An 18,887-nucleotide genomic window follows, 5' to 3' on the forward strand; every position below is an offset into this window, starting at 1 on the left:
CGCCAGGGTTTAGGCAAGAGGGATTAGGCAGTAGCGCGTAGGGAGCTGGGATGTTTCGAATTGGCAGGTTGGTACGTGTCGGGCTTTGCTTCGCGATTGCGGCGAGTGGTGTGCTGGCGCAGGTGGCACAGCAGGATCGCGCGGGTGAGGTCGATCCGTTCATTGGGACCTCGAACGGTGGCAACACGTTTCCGGGGGCGACGCTGCCGTTTGGCATGGTGCAGTTCAGTCCGGAGGCTTCGCCGGTGAATGCGAAGCGGATGATTGCGTCGCCGGGCGGGTATGAGTTTGAGTCGAAGCAGTTGCGCGGATTCAGCCTGACGCACGTGGAGGGCTGGGGCTGCGCGGGCGGGTCGGGCGATGTGCCGATGCTGCCGATCACGGAGGCGGTGACGGACTCGCCTTCGAAGGACTTCCGCTTCCAGTACGCGGTGGGGTTCAGCCACGCGCAGGAGAAGGCGTCGCCGGGGCTGTACCAGGTGTCGATGGCAAACGGTGTGGACGTTGCGCTGACGAGCGGTCTGCGCTTTGGCATGGCGCAGCTGCAGTTTCCTACCGGCAAGGCTGCGAACCTGCTGGTACGGACGTCGGACTCGGCGGTCGGGTCGACGGCGTCGACGACGCACATCGATCGCGCGACGAACACGATCATGGGTTCGGTGACGAGCGGCAACTTCTGCGGCTACATCGGCACGGAGGATCGGCGATCGTACTACACGCTGTACTTTGCGGCGCACTTCGACAAGCAGTTTCGCTCGACCGGTTCGTGGCATGACGGCACGGTGCAGGCGAACAGTGAGACGGCGGAGGGCGGAACGGGCTACGGCGCGAAGGGCTTTCCGGAGACGGGTCATGGCTCGGGCGTGTGGGTCGGCTTTGAGCCCGGCGCGATGGTGCATGCGCGCATTGGCATCAGCTATGTGAGCCTGGCGAACGCGGAAGCGAACCTGAAGGCAGAGAGCAGCGAGAGCACGACCTTCGACAGTGTGGCTGCAAAGGCGCGTGCGGAGTGGAACCGCCGGTTGAACCAGATCGAGGTGACCGGTGGCACGGCCGATCAGCGCAGGGTGTTTTCGACGGCGCTGTACCACTCGCTGCAAACGCCGACCACATACAACGACAGCAACGGCGAGTACACGGGCATGGACGGCAAGGTGCATCGGCTTGCCGCGGGGCAGCGGACGGAGTACGCGAACTTCTCCGGCTGGGACGTGTACCGTTCGCAGGTGCAACTGGTGACGTGGCTGGACCCGAAGGTGGGCAGCGACATTGCGCAGAGCCTGATGAACCAGTCGGTGGAGGATGGCGGGCGGTGGGATCGGTGGACGCACCTGAGCGGAGCGACGCACGTGATGAACGGCGATCCGGCGGCACCGTCGGTTGCGGGCATCTGGGCGTTTGGCGGGCGTGACTTCGACGCAAAGGCTGCGCTGGCTTCGCTGGTGCATGCGGCGGAGGTGCCGACCGCGCAGGACCTGAGCCACGATGGCTGCCCGGTGGAGTGCGTGGGGCAGCGGCCGGGCCTGGACCAGTACCTGAAGCTGCACTACATCCCGATTGGCGCGCCGGCGTGGGGCGCGAGTGCCGACACGCTGGAGGATGCAACGGCGGACTTCAGCCTGTCCGCGCTGGCCGGGCACCTGGGCGACAGGGCCTTGCAGCAGCGCTTTGTGGAGCGCGCGCAGTACTGGCGCAACCTGTGGAACCCGAAGGCCGCGCCGGATGGTGGGTACATCATGAACCGCAACGCCGACGGCACATGGCCGGCGACGGACGTGGACGAGGACAACGACAGCGACGGCAAGCGCAAGCCGTTTACGCCGTCGACCGGTGCGGGATTTGTTGAGGGCTCGGCGGCGCAGTACGTGTGGATGGTGCCGTTCAACGTGGCCGGTCTGTTCGACCAGATGGGTGGGCGCGAGACCGCGACGGCGCGGCTGGACCGCTTCTTTTACGAGGGTGGCAAGCCGGCGGTGACCAAGGCCGGGCCGACGCATGCGGAGCTGGACAACGAGCCTTCGATCGGCACGCCGTGGCTGTACAACTACGCGCGGCAGCCGTGGAAGACGCAGCAGTTGGTGCGGCAGGTGTTGAACACGATCTGGTTGCCGGAGCCGAAGGGTTTGCCGGGGAACGATGACCTGGGCGAGATGTCGTCGTGGGCGGTTTTTGCGTACCTGGGCGTGTATCCGGCGATCCCGGGGCGGGCGGAGCTGGTGGTTGGCAGTCCCAGCTTCCCGCGCGCGGTGGTGCATCGGCCTGCGGGCGATGTGGTGATCGAGGCTCCTGCGGCGAGTGCGGCGGACTTCTACGTGCAGGGGCTGAAGGTGAACGGCAAGGCGGCGAGTAAGACGTGGCTGCCGGAGAACTTTGCGCTGCAAGGTGGCACGCTGCGGTTCGACCTGGGCGCTGCGCCGAATGAGAACTGGGGCAGCCATGCGGGGGATGAGCCGCCTTCGTTTGAGGCGGGACGTTCGCGGTAAGCGCAGATGCATCCCCGGTTGTGAAATGCACAGGCATGTAGCATCGCAACAACGCCACACCTTGGGAGTGCGATGAAGAAGCTGGTTGCGGTAGCGCTGTGCCTTGCTGGAGTGTTTGCGGCTGCAGTTCCCTGCTCTGCGCAGGCGAAGAAGCCGTGGCTGGTCGAGGTGCATGGCGGCGCTGGCGATATGGCTCGCGCGAACACCTCGCCGGCGCAGGAGAAGGCGATTCGCGCCGTGATGGCCGAGGCTGCGAACGCGGCGGGCAAGGTGCTGGACGGTGGCGGATCGTCGGTCGACGCGGTGGAGACGGGCATCCGCATTCTGGAAGACTCGGGGCTGTTCGATTCGGGCAAGGGCGCGATTCTGAACGCGGCCGGCTTCAGCGAGCTGGACGCCGCGATCATGGATGGCAAGAACCTGAAGGCCGGATCGGTGGCGGCGGTGCGCACGTCGCCGCACCCGATCACGCTGGCTCGCGCGGTGATGGATAAGACGCCGCACGTGATGATCGTGGGAAGCGGCGCCGACGAGTTTCTGGCCAGCATTCATGGTGAGCAGGTACAGCCGCGCTACTTCTGGGACGAGGGCAAGTGGCAGGCCCTGGTGGACCAGTTGAAGCACGAGGGCAAGCCTGTGCCGGCGCGTCCGGCGTTCGCTCCGGCTGCGCCCGCGGGCGGGGGGGGCAAGGCATTGGTGCATGTGACTGCGCCCGGCTTCGATGAGGCGGTGATGGTGCCGCCGGTGTGGAGCGGGAGTGGCCGGCACTACGGCACGGTGGGCGTGGTGGCGATGGATCGCAGCGGCAATCTGGCGGCGGGAACCTCGACCGGCGGATCGCAGGGCAAGCTGCCGGGGCGCGTGGGCGACTCGCCGATCCTCGGCGCGGGTACGTATGCGGCGAACGAGTCCTGCGCGGTGTCGGCCACGGGTGTGGGCGAGTACTTTATGCGCCTGACCATCGCCCGCGATGTGTGTGCGCTGGTGCAGTACAAGGGCTTGAAGTTGAAGGCGGCGGCGGACGAGGTGATCCACACGCGGCTGAAGCAGTTGGACGGCGTGGGCGGGCTGATTGCGATAGCGCCGGATGGGCAGGCGGCATGGAGTTTCAACACGCCGGGGATGAATCGCGCGCGGTTGCGCGAGGGCGGCAAGGTTGAGGTTGTGCTGTATGACGATCAGCCTTGATGAGTCAGCAAGTCAGCAGGAATGAAACACATGCGTCCTACGTTTGAACTGTGTGCGGAGACGCTGGAGGCGTGCGAGGCGGCGCGGCTGGGTGGAGCGGATCGCGTGGAGTTGTGCGTGAACCTGCATCTGGACGGGACGACTCCGCCGGATGCGATGATTGCGGCTGCGGTGGAGCGGTCGGGTTTGCCGGTGCATGTGCTGGTGCGGCCGGAGGCGGATGACTTTGTGTATCGGCCTGCGGTGTTTGCGCGCATTCGCGAAGGGATTGTGCGCGCGAAGGAACTGGGCGCGGCGGGCGTGGTGGTCGGGGTCCTGAATGAGGATCGCACCGTGGCGGTGCACGCGATGCGCGAGCTGGTGGAGTTGGCGTCGCCGTTACCGGTGGAGTTTCATCGAGCGTTCGACCGGACTCCGGATCTGTTCGCTGCGCTGGAAGATGTGATCGCAACAGGATGTGCGCGCGTGCTGACGAGCGGCGGAGCGCCTGACGTGATTGCGGGTGCGGCGGTGCTGGATGCGCTGGTGCGGCAGGCGGCGGGGCGTATCGCGATTGCAGCGGGCGGAGGCTTGCGCGTGAGCAATGTGGGCGCGCTGCAAAAGGCGTGGACGGGGCAGCACTATCACGGGTCACTGGGCGGAGCGGCGGACGGTGTGCAGGTCCTTGCGAAGCGGGTGCGTGATCTGCGCGCCGAACTGGCGCATTGACGACGCGACGTGCCCATGGCGCGCTGAGCTTTTCGCTAGAATTGAGAGTGCCCGCGCACCGACTAAGCGGGACCAGGAATCGATTCGGATATGCAGGACCTTGCAAGCGCTGCCAAACAGGTTGCCGAGCTGTTGAAGCTGTTGACCAACCCGGGCGGTTTGCGCCTGAAGTACCGCATTGTGGCGGGAGCGGGAGCGGCCGATCCGGATGGGTTGGAAGACCGGCTGATCTATGTCGATATCAGCGGGCCGGATGCGTACCTGTTGACCGACCGCGATGGCGAGATGCTGCGCGCGCTGGAGCACATTGCGGCCAAGATGCTGCAGTTGGAGCCGGACGAGCACGACCGCGTGAGTTTTGACGCGGAGGGCTTCAAGGCAGAACGCGCGGCCGACCTGCGCGACATGGCGGAGCGTGGTGTGAAGTATGTGCGCGACCGCGAGCGGCCCTACAGCTTCGACCCGATGAGCAGCCGCGAGCGGCGGTTGCTGCACCTGATCCTCAAGCAGCATGAGGATCTGCGGACAGAGTCGAGCGGCGAAGGCCCGCGGCGGTTTGTGGTGCTGTATCCGAAGGACATGCCGACGCGGGAGAACAATTCGTCGCGCGCGCGGGAGATTGCGCACCGGTTCCGCCGGCGGTAGGTTCAGCAGAGTTCACGGTAATGGAAGGGTGCGCGTCAGCGCGCCCTTTGCGTTGCGTGCTGTACTGGTGAAGTCATGCCGTTCACGGAGACCATTGTTGCGATAGCTACCCCGGCCGGGCGCGGCGGCATCGCCGTGGTGCGGCTGAGCGGGCCGGAGGCGTTGCCGATCGCGCTGCGGCTGGTGCGGCTGCAGCGAGATGCCGAGTCGCACCGCGTTCGCTTTGGGCATGTGCTGGATGCGGATGGGCAGGTGTTGGACGATGCGCTGCTGACGTACTTTGCCGGGCCGCACAGTTATACGGGCGAGGACGTGGTGGAGATCAGCACGCATGGCGCGCCGGTGGTCGTTCAAACGGTTGTACAACTGTCGTTGCGTGCCGGGGCGCAGCTGGCGCATGCGGGCGAGTTCACGGAGCGCGCATTTCTGAATGGGCGGCTGGATTTGACGCAGGCTGAGGCGGTCCGCGACCTGATCGACAGCAGCACGGTTGCGCAGGCTAGGCTCGCGGCGGAGCAGCTGGGCGGGTCGCTGCAGCGCGAGGTGCGCCCGGTGAAGGACGCGCTGGTGATGCTGGTGGCGGTGATGGAAGCCGGTATCGACTTTGCCGAAGACGACCTGGAGACGATGCCCTCGGCAGAGGTAGAGACGCGCATTGCTGCGCTGTTGCCGCCGCTGGAGTCGCTGTTGCGGAGCTTTGCGCATGGGCGCTTGCTGCGCGAAGGTTTGCGGCTGGCGATCGTTGGCCGGCCGAATGCGGGCAAGAGTTCCCTGTTCAACCGGCTCCTGGAACGCGATCGCGCGATTGTGACGCCGATTGCGGGAACCACGCGCGATGTGATCAGCGACCGCGGGGCGATCGGCGGCTTGCCGGTGGAGTTGCTGGATACCGCGGGTCTGCGCGAGACCGATGATGTGATCGAGCGGATCGGCGTGGAGCGTTCCCACGAGGCGATGGCGGACGCGGACCTGCTGCTGCATGTGATGGATGCGAGCGCAGTTGGCAGCGGCGAGGCGGCGGAACTGCCGGGTGCGGTGGGCGAGGGTGCTGCGGTGATCCGGGTGTGGAACAAGGCCGATCTGGTGGCGCGCGAGGAGCGTACCGCGCAGGCAGGCGCGGTGTGGACGTCGGCGGTGACGGGCGAGGGCATGGAGGCGCTGCGCGACGAGATCCTGCGGCGTGCCGGTTTGCGAGGCACGGGTGAGGGCGGTGCTGCGTCACACGCCACGCTGACCAATACGCGGCAGCGTGACAGCATCGCTCGGTCGATCGAGGCGTTGCAGCGGGCGGTGGACGCGGCGCGCATGCAGACGCCACACGAGATGGTGTTGCTGGATCTGTATGAGGCCCTGGGCGCGCTGGACGCGCTGACGGGTCAGACCACGGCCGACGATGTGTTGAACCAGATCTTCAGCACGTTCTGCATCGGCAAATAGAGAGCTCTTCGAAGTTGCGGAAAAAACTGGTGTGGACGCCGTGTTGATGCGCTGACAACGAATCTGTCAGATTCCGCCAGTAAGCGACTTCTGAAATTTGCAAGGCACGTAGGCTGACAGAACTTACACAAACAGGAGATCCCCCCTTTGCGCCTCCGTTCTCTCGCGGCTGCTTCAGCCATGCTCGTTTTCAGCCTTGCTGCCCATGCTGATTCCTTCAACTTTTCCTTTTCCGGCTCGACGTTCTCTGGTTCGGGCGTGCTCTCTGGCGATCTGGTCAGCCCCGGCACGTATCAGATCACGTCAGTAACAGGCACGACCGACACGGGCAACGGTACCAACCGTCCGATCGCTGGCATCATCGCCAAGAACGGCTTCGACGGCAATGACAATAAGCTGCTGTTCACCAATGGTAGCTACGCGTTCGATGTCGCCGGGCTCTCCTACTTGCTGAACAACGGAGCGCAGATCAACCTGTACTTCTCGGACAACGAGTTCCTGCAACGTACGGGTGGCGGCACCGTGTCGCAGGTCTCGCCGATCACCATTACCGCCGCGACTCCGGAGCCGTCCAGCCTGGCGCTGCTGGGAACGGGTGCGCTCGGTGTGATTGGCGCAGTGCGTCGCCGTTACAACGCCTAATCGTCTTTGGACGAAAGAACGGCCCGGGTTTTTTCCCGGGCCGTTCTGTTTCCCTGCGATTGCTGCTTACCTGTCTTCTTCAGCGCGGGCGTGATCGCTATCCCAATCGGTGAGCGCAACGGCAGTGGATTCGAGAACCGAGTTGGACTGGAAGAAGAGGCCGGCCTTGGTGCCGGAGAAGCCGAAGAGGCGTGGGGCGGCAAAGGAGAGTGCCGCAAAGCCGGCGTCCATTGCGCCGTGCGTGGCGAAGGGAATGACGCGTTTCTTGCCGAGTGGGTAGTCGGTGAGCAGCGATTGCACGAGGATGAATGCGCTGGTGCCCGCAGCGGTCAGGGCGGCATTGCGGTTCTTCTTCCAGCAAAGGAGCGCGACTGTCGCGAACAGGCCGGCGTGGCAATAGTCGATGATGCCGTGGGTGCGGGCGTCGATGGGCTTAGAGACCCCGTTTTCGGTTGTAAACAGCGATTTTAGAGTACTTGCCATGAAGATCTCCCGCGGTGGAGTTGCGTTTTGCCGGACGGTTGGTCGGCACGCACTCAGGGTTAGAGGCGGGGTTTGTGGCAGGCGCAGCGTCGCGGTCAGGAGTGACGTGATGTGGCGGCCATCGCCCGAGCGGACCGCAGCGGCAGATGGTCTGCGGCAGAAGCGCACACGCCCAGCCACTGCGGGCTGGGCGAACGACCTGGGAGTCGAGATTTACGTGCGCGCGGTGCTCGCGTCTGCGCGCGTGCTCCCACCATTCTGACGGCTTATGTCCACAAAGGGATTTCCACATTTCTCAAGCTTCCAGCACGCGGCAAAGCTTTTCGTGTGGTGGAACCCGCTGCGAGCCGGCTGTCGCCGATCAAGGGCGGAAGCCTGCTTATAGGAGCGCATCCGAGATCGGACTTGATCTGCTAGAAGGTGAGCGTTTCGCCGAGCCCGGCGTAGCGGTAGTGGTCGCCCCACATCTGGCGCGCGCGCAGGAAGGTGAGTTCGCCGGAGCAGTGGCCGATGGCGAGCGTCTGCACGCGGTATTGCTGCTGGAGCGTGGTGAGGGTGGCGTCAACCTGTTGCGGCGTGTCCATCAGCAGGTGGAGGCCGCCGGCGAGGAATACGACCGGCTTGCCGGTGCCACCGGCGGTCGCGGCGGCGAGGATGCGCTCGATGCCCGGATGCGAGCAGCCGACGAACACAACAGGGCCGGACGGCGTTTCGAGGACGAGCGAGATTTCACGCAGGTCTTTGAAGGCGGGCTTGTCGGAAACGAGCGAGACGAGCCGGATGTGCGGCGCGATGGTGACGTCATGATCGACAGCGGTGAGGTTTGTGTCGGTCCAGGCGACCCAGCCCTTCCGGCCGGTTGGTGTGCCGTTGCCGCCGAAGTAGCGCATGTTTGCGGGCAGTTCTGGCCTGGCGTCTGTGGTGAGAAAGGCGGGAGGTAGGGTGGTGCCCGTGAAGTAGGGGTCGGCGGGGGCGTAGATGGGGACGTGCGGGTTCTTCGCGAGCACGTAGCGCAGTCCGGAGGTGTGGTCGCCGTGCGCGTGGGTGAGGATGACCATGTCGAGGTGGGTGAGGTCGACGTGGAGCGCCTCGACGTTGCGCTGGAAGAGGGCGATGTTGTCGCCGGTGTCGAAGAGGATGCGCTTGCCCTCGAACTCGATGAGGGCGGAGTAGCCCCAGTCCTGCTGCAGGTTGGGCCGGTTGCCGAAGGCGTCGTTGAGGATGGTGACGCGGTTTTCGGCCCGGATCGCGGCGGGGAGGCAGAGCAGGAAAAGTGTGGTGAGAAGGCGTGCAACGTTGGGCATACGTCCCTCGTATGAGCAAGGGTCGCATGGTGTGTTGGATTCAGGAATAGTTTTCTGTAAGGTGCGCGCGTGCCGACGTGAGGCCGCGGCTGAAGCTCGCTTCACGTGGGGCGGTATTCAGGGGCCTGAAGGCCCCTGCTCCCTACGGTTACAGCGCGTTACAGAGCATGGTGGGCTCTGCGTGACAGTTGCGCCGGTTTAGCGGTTAGCGTAGCGCTGCTGATGCCACTGCCAGGCGGATTCGAGGATGCGGTCGATCTCGGGCGTCTTTGGGACCCAGCCGAGGATGCGGCGGGCTTCTTCGGCGCTGGCGACGAGGCGGGCGGGGTCGCCGGCGCGGCGGGGCTTGATCTCTGCCGGGATCGGCTTGCCGGTGACCTTGCGGGCGGCCTCGATCACTTCCTTGACGCTGAAGCCAGTGCCGTTGCCGAGATTGCAGATGATGCGGCTCTCGCGCTTGAGGGCGTCGAGGGCGAGGATGTGGGCGTCGGCCAGGTCGGCGACGTGGATGTAGTCGCGGATGCAGGAGCCGTCGGGGGTGTCGTAGTCGTCGCCGTAGATGAGGATCTTGTCGCGGCGGCCCAGGGCGACGTCAAGGATGAGCGGGATGATGTGGGTCTCGGGCTCGTGGGCCTCGCCACGGTGCGGCAGCGCGCCGGCCACGTTGAAGTAGCGCAGGGAGGCGTAGCGCAGGCCGTGCAGTTGGTGGAACCACTTCAGCATGTACTCGACCAGCAGCTTGGATTCGCCGTAGGGATTGGTCGGGGCGAGGCGCGCGGTTTCGGGGATGGGCACGGCTTCGGGTTCGCCGTAGACGGCGGCGGTGCTGCTGAAGACGAGGTTTTGCGTGCCGGTCGCGTGCATGGCCTCAAGCAGGCTGAGCGTGGAGGCGGTGTTGTTGCGGAAGTAGACCTCGGGCACGCGCATGCTGTCGCCGGCTTCGATCAGCGCGGCGAAATGGAGGACGCCGTCCGGCTTCATCTCGTTCAGGAGCGACTCGAGGCGAGGGCGGTCGGCGATGTCGGCCTCGACGAAGTTCGCGCCCTTGGGAACTTCGTTCGCCTTGGCGTGGACCAGGCTGTCGACGATGGTGACGGTGTGGCCCTGTTCCATGAGGAGGGCGGCTACAGTTCCACCGATGTAGCCGGCACCGCCGGTGACGAGGACGTTCATGCGTTCTTAGCCTTTCGTTGCGGTGCCGAAGGCGGAGCGCAGGGTTTCGGCGGCGCTTTCGGGCGTGATGTCGCGTTGTGGGGAGCCGAGCAGTTCGAAGCCGACCATAAACTTGCGGACGGTGGCAGAGCGCAGCAGCGGCGGGTAGAAGTGGGCGTGGAGCTGCCAGCCGGGGTGGGAGGCGGCGATCTCGGGCTCCGGCACCTGGCAGGGTGCGCCGTGGAAGCCCATGCTGTAGGGGAATGGCGTGTCGAAGACGCGGTTGTAGCCGGCGCAGACGACGTTGAGCATGTGGGCGAGGCCGTCGCGGGCGGCAGGGTCGAGCGAGCGGATGTTGCTGGCAGGGTTGCGCGGGATCACGAGGAGTTCGAACGGCCAGACGGCCCAGAACGGGACAAGGGCGACCCAGGTGTCGTTCTCGGCGACGATGCGTTCCTTCGCGGTAAGTTCGGCGGCGAGGACATCGAGCAGGAGTGCGCGGCCGTTTTGCGCGAAGTAGTCGGCCTGCGCGGCGGACTCGACCAGCGGGTCGTTGGGAACGTGTTCGGTGGCCCAGATCTGGCCGTGCGGGTGCGGGTTGCTGGCGCCCATCATGGCGCCGCGGTTTTCGAAGATCTGCACGTAGCCGATGTCCGGGCGCGCGGCGAGGTCGGCTTCCTGCTCCGCCCACACGTCGACTACGCGGCGGATGGACTCGACGGGCATGGTGGCCAGGGTGAGGTCGTGGCGCGGGTCGAAGCAGAGGACGCGGCAGATGCCTTTTTCGCTTTGCGTGCGAAGCAGGCCGGTTGCATCGAGCGACTCGTCAAAGGGCTCGCCGTCTTCGCGCAGGGCGGCGAAGTCGTTGTCGAAAACGAAGGTGTTCTTGTACTGCGGGGTGATGTGGCCGCCAGCGCGGGTGTTGCCAGGGCACAGGTAGCAGGTGGGGTCGTACTGCAGAGCGGCGGGCGCGGCGGGCGTCTCGGTCTGGCCCTGCCAGGGGCGCTGCGTGCGGTGCGGCGAAACGAGGACCCACTCGCGGCGCAGCGGGTTCCAGCGGCGGTGGGAGTTGGATTGCATGGCCTGGTTCACGGTGCCGCTCCTGGTCTGGGGTTCGTCACCTCGGGGCCATAAGGCCCAGAGGGGTGGAGGTTCGATTGGTCTACCTCGGCGGCTAAAGCCGCGGTCTTCAGGCGGCGATCTGCTTGCCTTCGGCCGAGGCGCGTTCCACGGCACCGGCGACGGCCTCGCAGACAAAGGTCTGCGCGGCGATGTTGTAGCGATGCTGGTAGGCGTCGCGGACTGCGGCGATGAAGGTGTCGGCGTCGCCCGCGCGGACGAGGTTGACGGTGCAGCCGCCGAATCCGCCGCCAGTGAGGCGCGCGCCGAAGCAGCCAGGCTGCTGGACGGCGGTGTCGACGAGGAAGTCGACTTCTTCGACGCTGCACTCGAAGTCGTCGCGCTCGCTGGCGTGGGCTGTGGTCATCAGCTTGCCGAGTGCGGTGGCGTTGCCTGCCTTCATAGCGTCAGCGGCCTGCCGAACACGGGCATTTTCGCTGATGATGTGGCGACAGCGGCGGAAGCTCTCGGGAGACATCTCCTCCTGCACCTGCGCGAGCTGGTCAAGGGTGGAGCCGCCCAGGTCGGGCACGCCGAAGCGGTCGCGCAGGATCTGCTGGCCGGCTTCGAGTTCGCGGCGGCGCTGCGCGTAGTCGCTGCCGGCGGTCACAGTGTGGCGCACCATGCTGTTGACGACCACGACAACGCAGCCCGCCAAGTCGCCGCTGTTCATGGGCAGGTGCTGGTAGCTAAGGTCGCGCGTGTTGAGCAGCAGGGCGTGGCCGGCCGTGGCTGCGGTGATGACGAACTGGTCCATGATGCCGCAGGGCGAGCCGACGTAGCGGTTCTCCGCGCGCTGGCAGAGCAGCGCGATCTCTGGCAGGGGCAGTTGCGCGCCGCTGTGCTCCAACAGGACAGCGGCGGTGGCCACTTCAATGGAGGCGGAGGAGCTGAGCCCAGCGCCGAGCGGGACGTTGCCGTCGACCGCGATGTGGAACGGCGGGGGCGTGATGCCGAGCTCCTGCAACTCGCGAAGGACGCCGACGGCGTAGTCGCTCCAGTTGCCGACGGCGGGGCCGCGATCGTCGGGCGACATGGTGCGGTTCTCGTTGAACTGCGAGGAATGGAAGGTGTACTGGCCGTCGCTCGCGGGCATGATGCGCACGTTCGTCTGGAATGGGATGGCCATGGGCAGCACCAGGCCGCCGGTGTAGTCGGTGTGCTCGCCGATGAGATTGACGCGGCCGGGCGCAGATGCGGTGAGGACGGAGCTGGTCTCGGGTGTCACGCCTAATAGCTTCTCAGAGATTGGTGAGCGCTGGCCGGAAAGATGAGTGGTCTGGACAGACGTGGACTTCGCTGACCGGGACCAGAGAAAGCTGTGCAGCGGGCTGAGAAGCACTGTGCCGCGGGCCTGGCGGTATCCTGAGTGCGAGAGGCTGCGCGCAGGCATGATGAACGATCTGGTACGTCGGCAACTGGAGATGAGCCTGGCTACGCTGGAGCGCACGCGCAACGACGAGGCGCTGGTGGACGCTGTGGCCCGGGCGGCCGAAGCGACCGCACAGGCCATGCTGCGGGGCGGCAAGCTGATGATCGCCGGCAACGGCGGGTCGGCGGCGGATGCGCAGCACCTGTCCGCGGAGTTTGTGGCCCGGCTTACGGTGGACCGGCCGGCGCTGCGGTGCGTGGCGCTCACGACGGACTCTTCGGCCATGACCGCGATTGGGAACGACTATGCGTTTGAGCAGTTGTTCTCGCGGCAGGTGGAGGCGATCGGCGCGCGGGGCGATGTGTTTATGGGCATCTCCACCTCGGGCAACTCGCCGAACATCCTGCGGGCGTTGCAGCAGTCGCGGGAGATGGGCATCACCACGATCGGTTACTCCGGCAACGGTGGCGGCAAGATGGCCGCGCTGTGCGACTACAACGTGATCGTGCCGTCGGAGACGACGATGCACATCCAGGAGTCGCACCTGGCGCTGGAACACATCTTCTGCATGATCGTGGAGCGGTGCTACTTTGGGCCGGAGTTCGGGCGGTAAGAGCCAGCCCGGAACTGCATTCGCTACACTCGCCGCATGTCTCACGAGGCCGCTGCGCCCGATCGCTATCGCTGGACCATTGGCCTGCTGCTGGGCGTTGGCGTCCTGGTCAACTACTACGACCGGGTCAACCTGACGGTGTCGCACGATGCGCTGGTGAGCGCGTTCGGCATTCGCGAATCCACGTTTGGGTTTCTGCTGAGCGCGTACTCGTGGACGTATGCGGCCTGTCAGTTGCCCATGGGCGTGGTGCTGGACAAGGTTGGCGTGAAGCGGGTGATGCTGTGGGGCGTGGCGCTGTGGGGCGTGGCGTCCGTCGCGTCGGCTGTGGCGCCGGGAGTGTTCCTGTTTCTGCTGGCGCGGTTGTTGCTGGGAGTCGGCGAGGCGCCTACGTTTCCCGCGAATGCGAAGGCGGTGGGCAAGTGGTTTCCGCAGGCGGAGCGGTCGCTGGCGACGGCGTTCTTCGATAGCGCTTCGAAGCTGGCGAATGCGACGGGTGTGCCCCTGCTGGGGTTGTTGCTGCTGCGGATTGGATGGCGGGCTTCGTTTGGCGTGACGGCGGTGCTGTCGTTTGGGTTTCTGCTGCTGTTCTGGTGGCTGTACCGCGAGCCGGAGCGCTTCAGCATGCGGAATGTGGTGGTCGCTGGAGCTAAAGCCCCATCGCTTGCGGGGGAGGACTTCAGGCGCCTGAGGGCCCCTGCTCCCTCCGAAGAAGCGACGGATGGTGCGGCGATTGTTGCGCCGCCGATTCCGCTGGGCAGGTTACTGCGGCAGCGGAAAGTGATTGGGCTGACGCTGGGGTATGCCGGGTACAACTACGTCTTCTACCTGCTGATGACGTGGATGCCGAAGTACCTGTCGTCGCAGTTGCACGTGACGGCAGCGAAGTCGTTTGTCTTTACGGGGCTCCCTTGGATCGTCGCAGTTGCGGCGGAGTTCCTGATCGGCGGGCTGCTGGTGGATTGGCTGATCAAGAGCGGGCGCGATGCGGGGCGGGTGCGGCAGGTGGTGCTGGTGTGCGGCACGCTATGCGGCCTGGGGTTGTTTGGCGCGGCGTTTGCGACCACGGCTCCGCAGGCGCTGCTGGCGATCTCGGTTGCGATTGGCGGGTTGAGCGCGGCGGCGCCGGTGGGTTGGGCGGGGCCGTCGATTCTGGTGCCGGATTCTAGCACGGGGCGCGTGGGCGGGATTCTGAACTTCTCGAATCAGATTTGCGCGATCCTGGCGCCGATTGTGACGGGCTTTGTGTACGAGCGCACGCACAGCTTTACGTGGGCGTTTGGGATCGCGTCGGCGTTTTTGTGCGTGGGTGTGCTGGCGTATCTGTTCCTGCTGGGGCGCATGGAAGCGATTGACGTGGAGGCGGCGCTACGGGCGTAGCTACGGCTTCTTGATCAATGCGCGCGTGGCACCGACGCTGATGCCGCCGTCGATCAAGAGGTTCTGACCGGTCATGTAGCGTGAGGCTTCGGAGGCGAGGAAGACGATGGCGCCGTCCAGGTCATTTGGAGCGCCGGGGCGTTTCGCGGGGATGCGTTCGACGAGGTACTCGACCCAGCCTTCATCCTCGTACATGGCGCGGTTCTGCTCGGTTTTGAACCAGCCGGGTGCGAGCGCGTTGACGGTGATGCCGTGCGGTCCCCAGTCGTCGGCCAGGCTCATGGTCAGTTGGCGCACGCCGCCGCGGCTGGCACCGTAGGGTGCAAGGCCCGCGTAACCGAAGACGCTGGTGACGCTGCTGATGTTGATGATGCGTCCGTAGCGGCGGGCGATCATGCCGCGCGCGATGGCCTGCGAGACGAAGAAGGTGCCGCGCAGGTTGGTGTCGAGGATGGTGTTCCAGTCGTCCCAGGTGACGTCGAGTGCGGGCTTGCGGATGTTGAGGCCGGCGTTGTTCACGAGGATGTCGACTTTGCCGAAGGCGGCCTCGGCTGCAGTGGCGAAAGCGGTGATGCTGTCGCGGTCGCGCACGTCGAGCGGCAGGGCCTTGGCTTCGATCTGCAATGCGGCGAGTTCTTCGATAAATGGTTCGCAGGCTTCCGCTTTGCGCGCGGTGAGGATGAGTTTTGCTCCGGCGCGGCCCAGCGCGCGGGCGAAGTACTGACCCAGCCCGCGCGAGGCTCCGGTGACGATAGCGACCTGGCCGGTGAGGTCGAAGAAGTTGTGAGGCATGGGCATCCTTGTTGGGCAGCATACCTCCATCGCATAGAGGCGTGCCGAACGGAGGTCTAACGCCTTCGCGGACACGCGGGAACATCGATGCGCACTGGCCAGCGGTGAAGCGATGTCACTACAGTGGGCACATGCTCACGCGTGCGCTCTGTTTGGTCTGCCTCTTGCTGCTTCTGGTTGTTCCGGCTCGTGCGCAGGGGACGCTCGCGGCGGCGGAGGGTGTAGTGCGGCGTGAGCTGCCGGGTTTGTCGCAGCAGATACACCTCCAGTTGCAGCCTGGAGATTACGCGGGCGAGTCGGATGGCTTTCGCATCACGGGCGGTGCGGGCGACATTCACGTGAGCGCGGCAACGGTGCCGACGCTGCTGTTCGGCGTGAACTGGTACCTAAAGTACACGGCGCACCTGAACATCTCGACGAATGGCAGCCGCGTGAGTGGCGTGACCACGCTGCCGGCGGTGACGCAGCCGATCGTGAAGCCGGCGCTGTATCCGTTTCGCTATGCGCTGAACGAGAACACCGATGGCTACACCACGCCGTACTGGGACTTCGACCGGTGGCAGCACGAGATCGATGTGCTGGCGCTGTCGGGCTTCAACGCGATCCTGATCCAGCGTGGTAACGATCTGGCGGTGTACGAGGCGTTTCGCGCGATGGGCTACGGCGATGCCGACATTCGCAACTGGATCACGCAGCCCGCGCACCAGAACTGGCAGTGGATGGGCAACATGTGCTGCTTCCTTGAGCCGATCTCGCTGGACCTGATGCAGAAGCGCGCGGAGAGCGCGCGCAGGATTATGGACATGCTGCGGTCGCTGGGTATGACGCCGGTGCTGCCGGGCTTCTGGGGCGTGGTGCCGGCGGACTTCGCAAAGCATGTTCCGGGCGCGCGTGTGGTGACGCAGACGAACCCGTGGAACGGCTTCCAGCGGCCGGGGTGGCTCGATCCGCGCGACCCGAGTTTTGCGAAGGTGGCGGCGGCGTTCTACGCGAGCCAGCAGAAGCTGTTTGGGCCGACAACGCTGTATGACATGGAGACGTTTCAGGAGGGCGGGCAGTCGGGCGATGTGCCGGTGAGCGAGGCGGCGCGCGCGATCCAGGTGGCGCTGAACAAGGCCCACCCGGATGCGCTGTGGTTCATGATGGCGTGGCAAGACAACCCCAAGCCGGCGCTGATCGATGGCGTGGACCGCAGCAAGATCCTGATCGCGGATATTGAGCAGGGGCGCATACCGCGCGACAACCGCGAGGCGGACTTCAAGGGAGCGCGCTGGCTGTTTGGCGGGCTGTGGGAGTTTGGCGGCCGGACGACCATGGGCGCTCCGCTGTACGACTATGCCAAGCGAATGCCGCAGGCGGAGCACGCGGCGGGGAGCCACCTGTCGGGCACGGCGCTCTTTACTGAGGGGCTGGATACCAACCCGTTTGCGTATGACTTGTACACAGAGATGGCGTGGCGGCCGGAGCCGGTGGATCTGCAGCAGTGGACGGCGGAGTACGCGCGGCGGCGTTACGGTGCCGCGGACGCGCATGCCGAGCGGGCGTGGCAGATCATCCAGCGCACCGTGTACGGCTACCGCGCCGACGGCAACATGGAGCATGGCGAGCGCGATGCCGCGCACGAGTCGATCTTCAACGCGGAGCCTTCGCTGACCGCGACGCGCACCGGGCACTGGGCGCCGGACGTGCTGCGCTACAACGCTGACGACCTGAAGCCGGCGCTGGTCGAGCTGCTGCAGGTCGCTCCGGAGCTGCGGGGGAGCCAGGCGTATCAGTACGACTTGGTCGACCTTGCGAGGCAGGTGCTGGCGAACGATGCGCGGCGGCAACTGCCGTTGATCCGCAGTGCGTATGAGAGCAAGGACCGAGACGCGTTCAAGGCACGCACGGCAGAGTGGCTGCGAAGCATGGACACGATGGATGCTCTACTGGCGACGAATCAGTACTTCCTGCTGGGCCGGTGGTTGAGCTACCTGCCGGCGTGGGCTGCGCCGGGTGCGGGCCGCGCCGCGATCGAGCTGGATGCGCGATCGATCCTGACGACGTGGGGCGACCGCGAGGCGAGCAAAGATCTGCACGAGTACGGCAACAAGGACTGGGCCGGGTTGGTGCGCACGTATTACGAGCCGCGCTGGCGGCTGTATTTCGACAGCCTGGACCACGGATTGGAGACGAACTCGCCGCCCGTGCCCATCGACTGGTACGCTTTTGGCGAGCGATGGAACCACGGCACCGAAAGCTTTTCTGCGCAGCCCACGGGCGACGCTTACGGCATGGCGAGCAAGGTCGCCGAATCTTTGCACCTGTCACCCAACGTGGAAGCCAAGGGAGCTAACTGATGCAGCAATCTGCGGCTGATCCGCTGTTTTCCTCTGTAACCGATGCCGACGTAGTTGCCCGGCCAACGGCGGTGAAGCCGGCGCGCCTCCTGTCCATCGACGTTCTGCGCGGGTTGACCATCGCGTTCATGATCGTGGTGAACGACCAGATGGGCCCCGCACCGTTTCACCAGTTGAGCCACGCCAAGTGGAACGGTCTTACAGCCACGGACCTGGTGTTTCCGACGTTTCTGTTCCTGGTGGGGCTGACCACGGTGCTGTCCACGGCATCGCGGCTGGCGCGCAACGCGAGCCGGCGAGAGATGTTCGTTCACGTGGTGCGGCGAGCGCTGCTGCTGATCCTGCTTGGCTTTGTGGTGAACAACTTCCCGTTCACACACCTGGCCAACGCGCGGTATTACGGCGTGTTGCCGCGCATCGGCCTGTGCTACTTCGTGGCGGCGTCGGTGCTGCTGGTGTCGCGGTCGTGGAAGGACAAGCTTGCCATCGCGGTGGTCTGCCTGCTGGGCTACTGGGTGCTGATGCGCTTTGTGCCGGTGCCGGGATATGGTGTGCCGACGCACGATGTGCCGATCAACGATTTTGACGGCAACCTGACGGCGTGGCTCGATCGCCAGATCTTCAGCGCGCGGCACCTGTATGAGAAGACGCGCGATCCGGAAGGATTGCTGTCGACCATTCCGGCGATTGCGACGACGATGTTTGGCATGCTGGCGGGCATGTGGGTTCGCTCGACCGCGACGACGGGGCGCAAGGCCGCGGGTCTGCTGGGTGCGGGATCGCTGCTGATCGTTTTGGGAGCGGTGTGGAACGTGTGGTTCCCGGTGAACAAGAAGCTGTGGACGAGTTCGTACACGCTCGTGGCGGCGGGCATCAGCACGGTGCTGCTGGCCCTGGCGATCCAGGTGATCGATCGGTGGAGGCTTGGCCGCAAGGGGAATCAGGGCGCTGAGCCGTCCGGCGATCACGCGTCTGCGTACTGGCCGGTGCTGGTCCTGGGAACGAACGCGATCCTGGCGTACCTGATCTCAGAGCTGGGCGCTACGCTGCTGCACGTGTTCCATACCGGAAGCGGACGGCCGGTCGGGGCAGTGATCGGTATGGCGTTCTTCCGCTGGTTTAGCTCGCCGGCGATTGCTTCGTTGATGTATTCGCTGGCGTTTCTGCTGGTGTGCTGGTTGTTGACGTACCCGTTCTATCGGAAGCGGATCTTCCTGCGCATCTGACGGC

General features: G+C 65.4%; 16 protein-coding genes. 10 read left to right on the plus strand and 6 right to left on the minus strand.

Annotated elements, in window-relative coordinates; translation table 11 throughout:
• The first annotated feature begins 50 nt into the window (after nucleotides 1-50).
• The 6 genes from OHL12_RS12980 (at nucleotide 51) to OHL12_RS13005 (ending at nucleotide 7,103) form a co-directional block, all read left to right on the plus strand.
• Entirely contained in the window at nucleotides 51-2,483 is a 2,433-nt protein-coding gene (locus OHL12_RS12980; protein ID WP_263414241.1) for a GH92 family glycosyl hydrolase, read from the plus strand.
• Nucleotides 2,484-2,555: 72 nt separating this feature from the next.
• Nucleotides 2,556-3,671, plus strand: coding sequence for an isoaspartyl peptidase/L-asparaginase family protein (locus OHL12_RS12985; RefSeq protein ID WP_263414242.1), 1,116 nt, complete (start codon nucleotides 2,556-2,558; stop codon nucleotides 3,669-3,671).
• Nucleotides 3,672-3,701: 30 nt separating this feature from the next.
• Nucleotides 3,702-4,379 carry a copper homeostasis protein CutC gene (locus OHL12_RS12990; RefSeq protein ID WP_263414243.1) on the plus strand — a complete coding sequence of 226 codons (678 nt, stop codon included), beginning with the start codon at nucleotides 3,702-3,704 and terminating at the stop codon, nucleotides 4,377-4,379.
• 90 nt (nucleotides 4,380-4,469) lie between these two features.
• Nucleotides 4,470-5,024: a Jag family protein gene (locus OHL12_RS12995; RefSeq protein WP_263414244.1), complete on the plus strand. Its 555-nt coding sequence runs from the start codon at nucleotides 4,470-4,472 to the stop codon at nucleotides 5,022-5,024.
• A 75-nt stretch (nucleotides 5,025-5,099) separates the two neighbouring features.
• The gene (gene mnmE, locus OHL12_RS13000; RefSeq protein ID WP_263414245.1) at nucleotides 5,100-6,461 is read left to right on the plus strand and encodes a tRNA uridine-5-carboxymethylaminomethyl(34) synthesis GTPase MnmE; all 1,362 of its coding nucleotides are present in this window, start codon (nucleotides 5,100-5,102) and stop codon (nucleotides 6,459-6,461) included.
• Between the two features lie 147 nt (nucleotides 6,462-6,608).
• Nucleotides 6,609-7,103, plus strand: coding sequence for a PEP-CTERM sorting domain-containing protein (locus OHL12_RS13005; protein ID WP_263414246.1), 495 nt, complete (start codon nucleotides 6,609-6,611; stop codon nucleotides 7,101-7,103).
• 66 nt (nucleotides 7,104-7,169) lie between these two features.
• On the opposite strand, the gene OHL12_RS13010 is transcribed toward OHL12_RS13005, so the two are convergent.
• From OHL12_RS13010 to galK, 5 genes are all read right to left on the minus strand, one after another.
• Nucleotides 7,170-7,586, minus strand: a complete 417-nt coding sequence (locus OHL12_RS13010) for a hypothetical protein (protein WP_263414247.1) — start codon at nucleotides 7,584-7,586, stop codon at nucleotides 7,170-7,172.
• 413 nt (nucleotides 7,587-7,999) lie between these two features.
• Entirely contained in the window at nucleotides 8,000-8,890 is an 891-nt protein-coding gene (locus OHL12_RS13015; RefSeq protein ID WP_263414248.1) for an MBL fold metallo-hydrolase, read from the minus strand.
• 198 nt (nucleotides 8,891-9,088) lie between these two features.
• The gene (galE, locus tag OHL12_RS13020; protein WP_263414249.1) at nucleotides 9,089-10,063 is read right to left on the minus strand and encodes a UDP-glucose 4-epimerase GalE; all 975 of its coding nucleotides are present in this window, start codon (nucleotides 10,061-10,063) and stop codon (nucleotides 9,089-9,091) included.
• 6 nt (nucleotides 10,064-10,069) lie between these two features.
• The gene (locus OHL12_RS13025; protein ID WP_263414250.1) at nucleotides 10,070-11,134 is read right to left on the minus strand and encodes a UDP-glucose--hexose-1-phosphate uridylyltransferase; all 1,065 of its coding nucleotides are present in this window, start codon (nucleotides 11,132-11,134) and stop codon (nucleotides 10,070-10,072) included.
• Nucleotides 11,135-11,231: 97 nt separating this feature from the next.
• Nucleotides 11,232-12,389, minus strand: coding sequence for a galactokinase (gene galK / locus OHL12_RS13030; RefSeq protein ID WP_263414251.1), 1,158 nt, complete (start codon nucleotides 12,387-12,389; stop codon nucleotides 11,232-11,234).
• A 163-nt stretch (nucleotides 12,390-12,552) separates the two neighbouring features.
• Here galK and OHL12_RS13035 point away from each other — a divergent pair, with 163 nt between their 5' ends.
• Both OHL12_RS13035 and OHL12_RS13040 read left to right on the plus strand, forming a co-directional pair.
• Nucleotides 12,553-13,146, plus strand: a complete 594-nt coding sequence (locus tag OHL12_RS13035) for a D-sedoheptulose-7-phosphate isomerase (protein WP_263414252.1) — start codon at nucleotides 12,553-12,555, stop codon at nucleotides 13,144-13,146.
• Nucleotides 13,147-13,182: 36 nt separating this feature from the next.
• On the plus strand, nucleotides 13,183-14,526 hold the full coding sequence (locus OHL12_RS13040) for an MFS transporter (protein WP_263414253.1): 1,344 nt from the start codon (nucleotides 13,183-13,185) through the stop codon (nucleotides 14,524-14,526).
• Here the strand turns inward: OHL12_RS13040 and OHL12_RS13045 are convergent, their stop codons facing one another.
• Nucleotides 14,527-15,324, minus strand: a complete 798-nt coding sequence (locus tag OHL12_RS13045; protein ID WP_263414254.1) for an SDR family NAD(P)-dependent oxidoreductase — start codon at nucleotides 15,322-15,324, stop codon at nucleotides 14,527-14,529.
• 158 nt (nucleotides 15,325-15,482) lie between these two features.
• On the opposite strand from OHL12_RS13045, the gene OHL12_RS13050 reads away from it, so the two are divergent.
• Both OHL12_RS13050 and OHL12_RS13055 read left to right on the plus strand, forming a co-directional pair.
• Nucleotides 15,483-17,657, plus strand: coding sequence for an alpha-N-acetylglucosaminidase (locus OHL12_RS13050; protein WP_263414255.1), 2,175 nt, complete (start codon nucleotides 15,483-15,485; stop codon nucleotides 17,655-17,657).
• Nucleotides 17,657-18,883 (plus strand): acyltransferase family protein, encoded by a 1,227-nt coding sequence (locus tag OHL12_RS13055; RefSeq protein WP_263414256.1) that lies wholly within the window; start codon nucleotides 17,657-17,659, stop codon nucleotides 18,881-18,883. Before OHL12_RS13050 ends, OHL12_RS13055 begins: the two co-directional genes overlap by 1 nt.
• Nucleotides 18,884-18,887: the final 4 nt, after the last annotated feature.

This window comes from Terriglobus aquaticus, from assembly GCF_025685415.1.
Taxonomy (GTDB): Bacteria; Acidobacteriota; Terriglobia; order Terriglobales; family Acidobacteriaceae; genus Terriglobus; species Terriglobus aquaticus.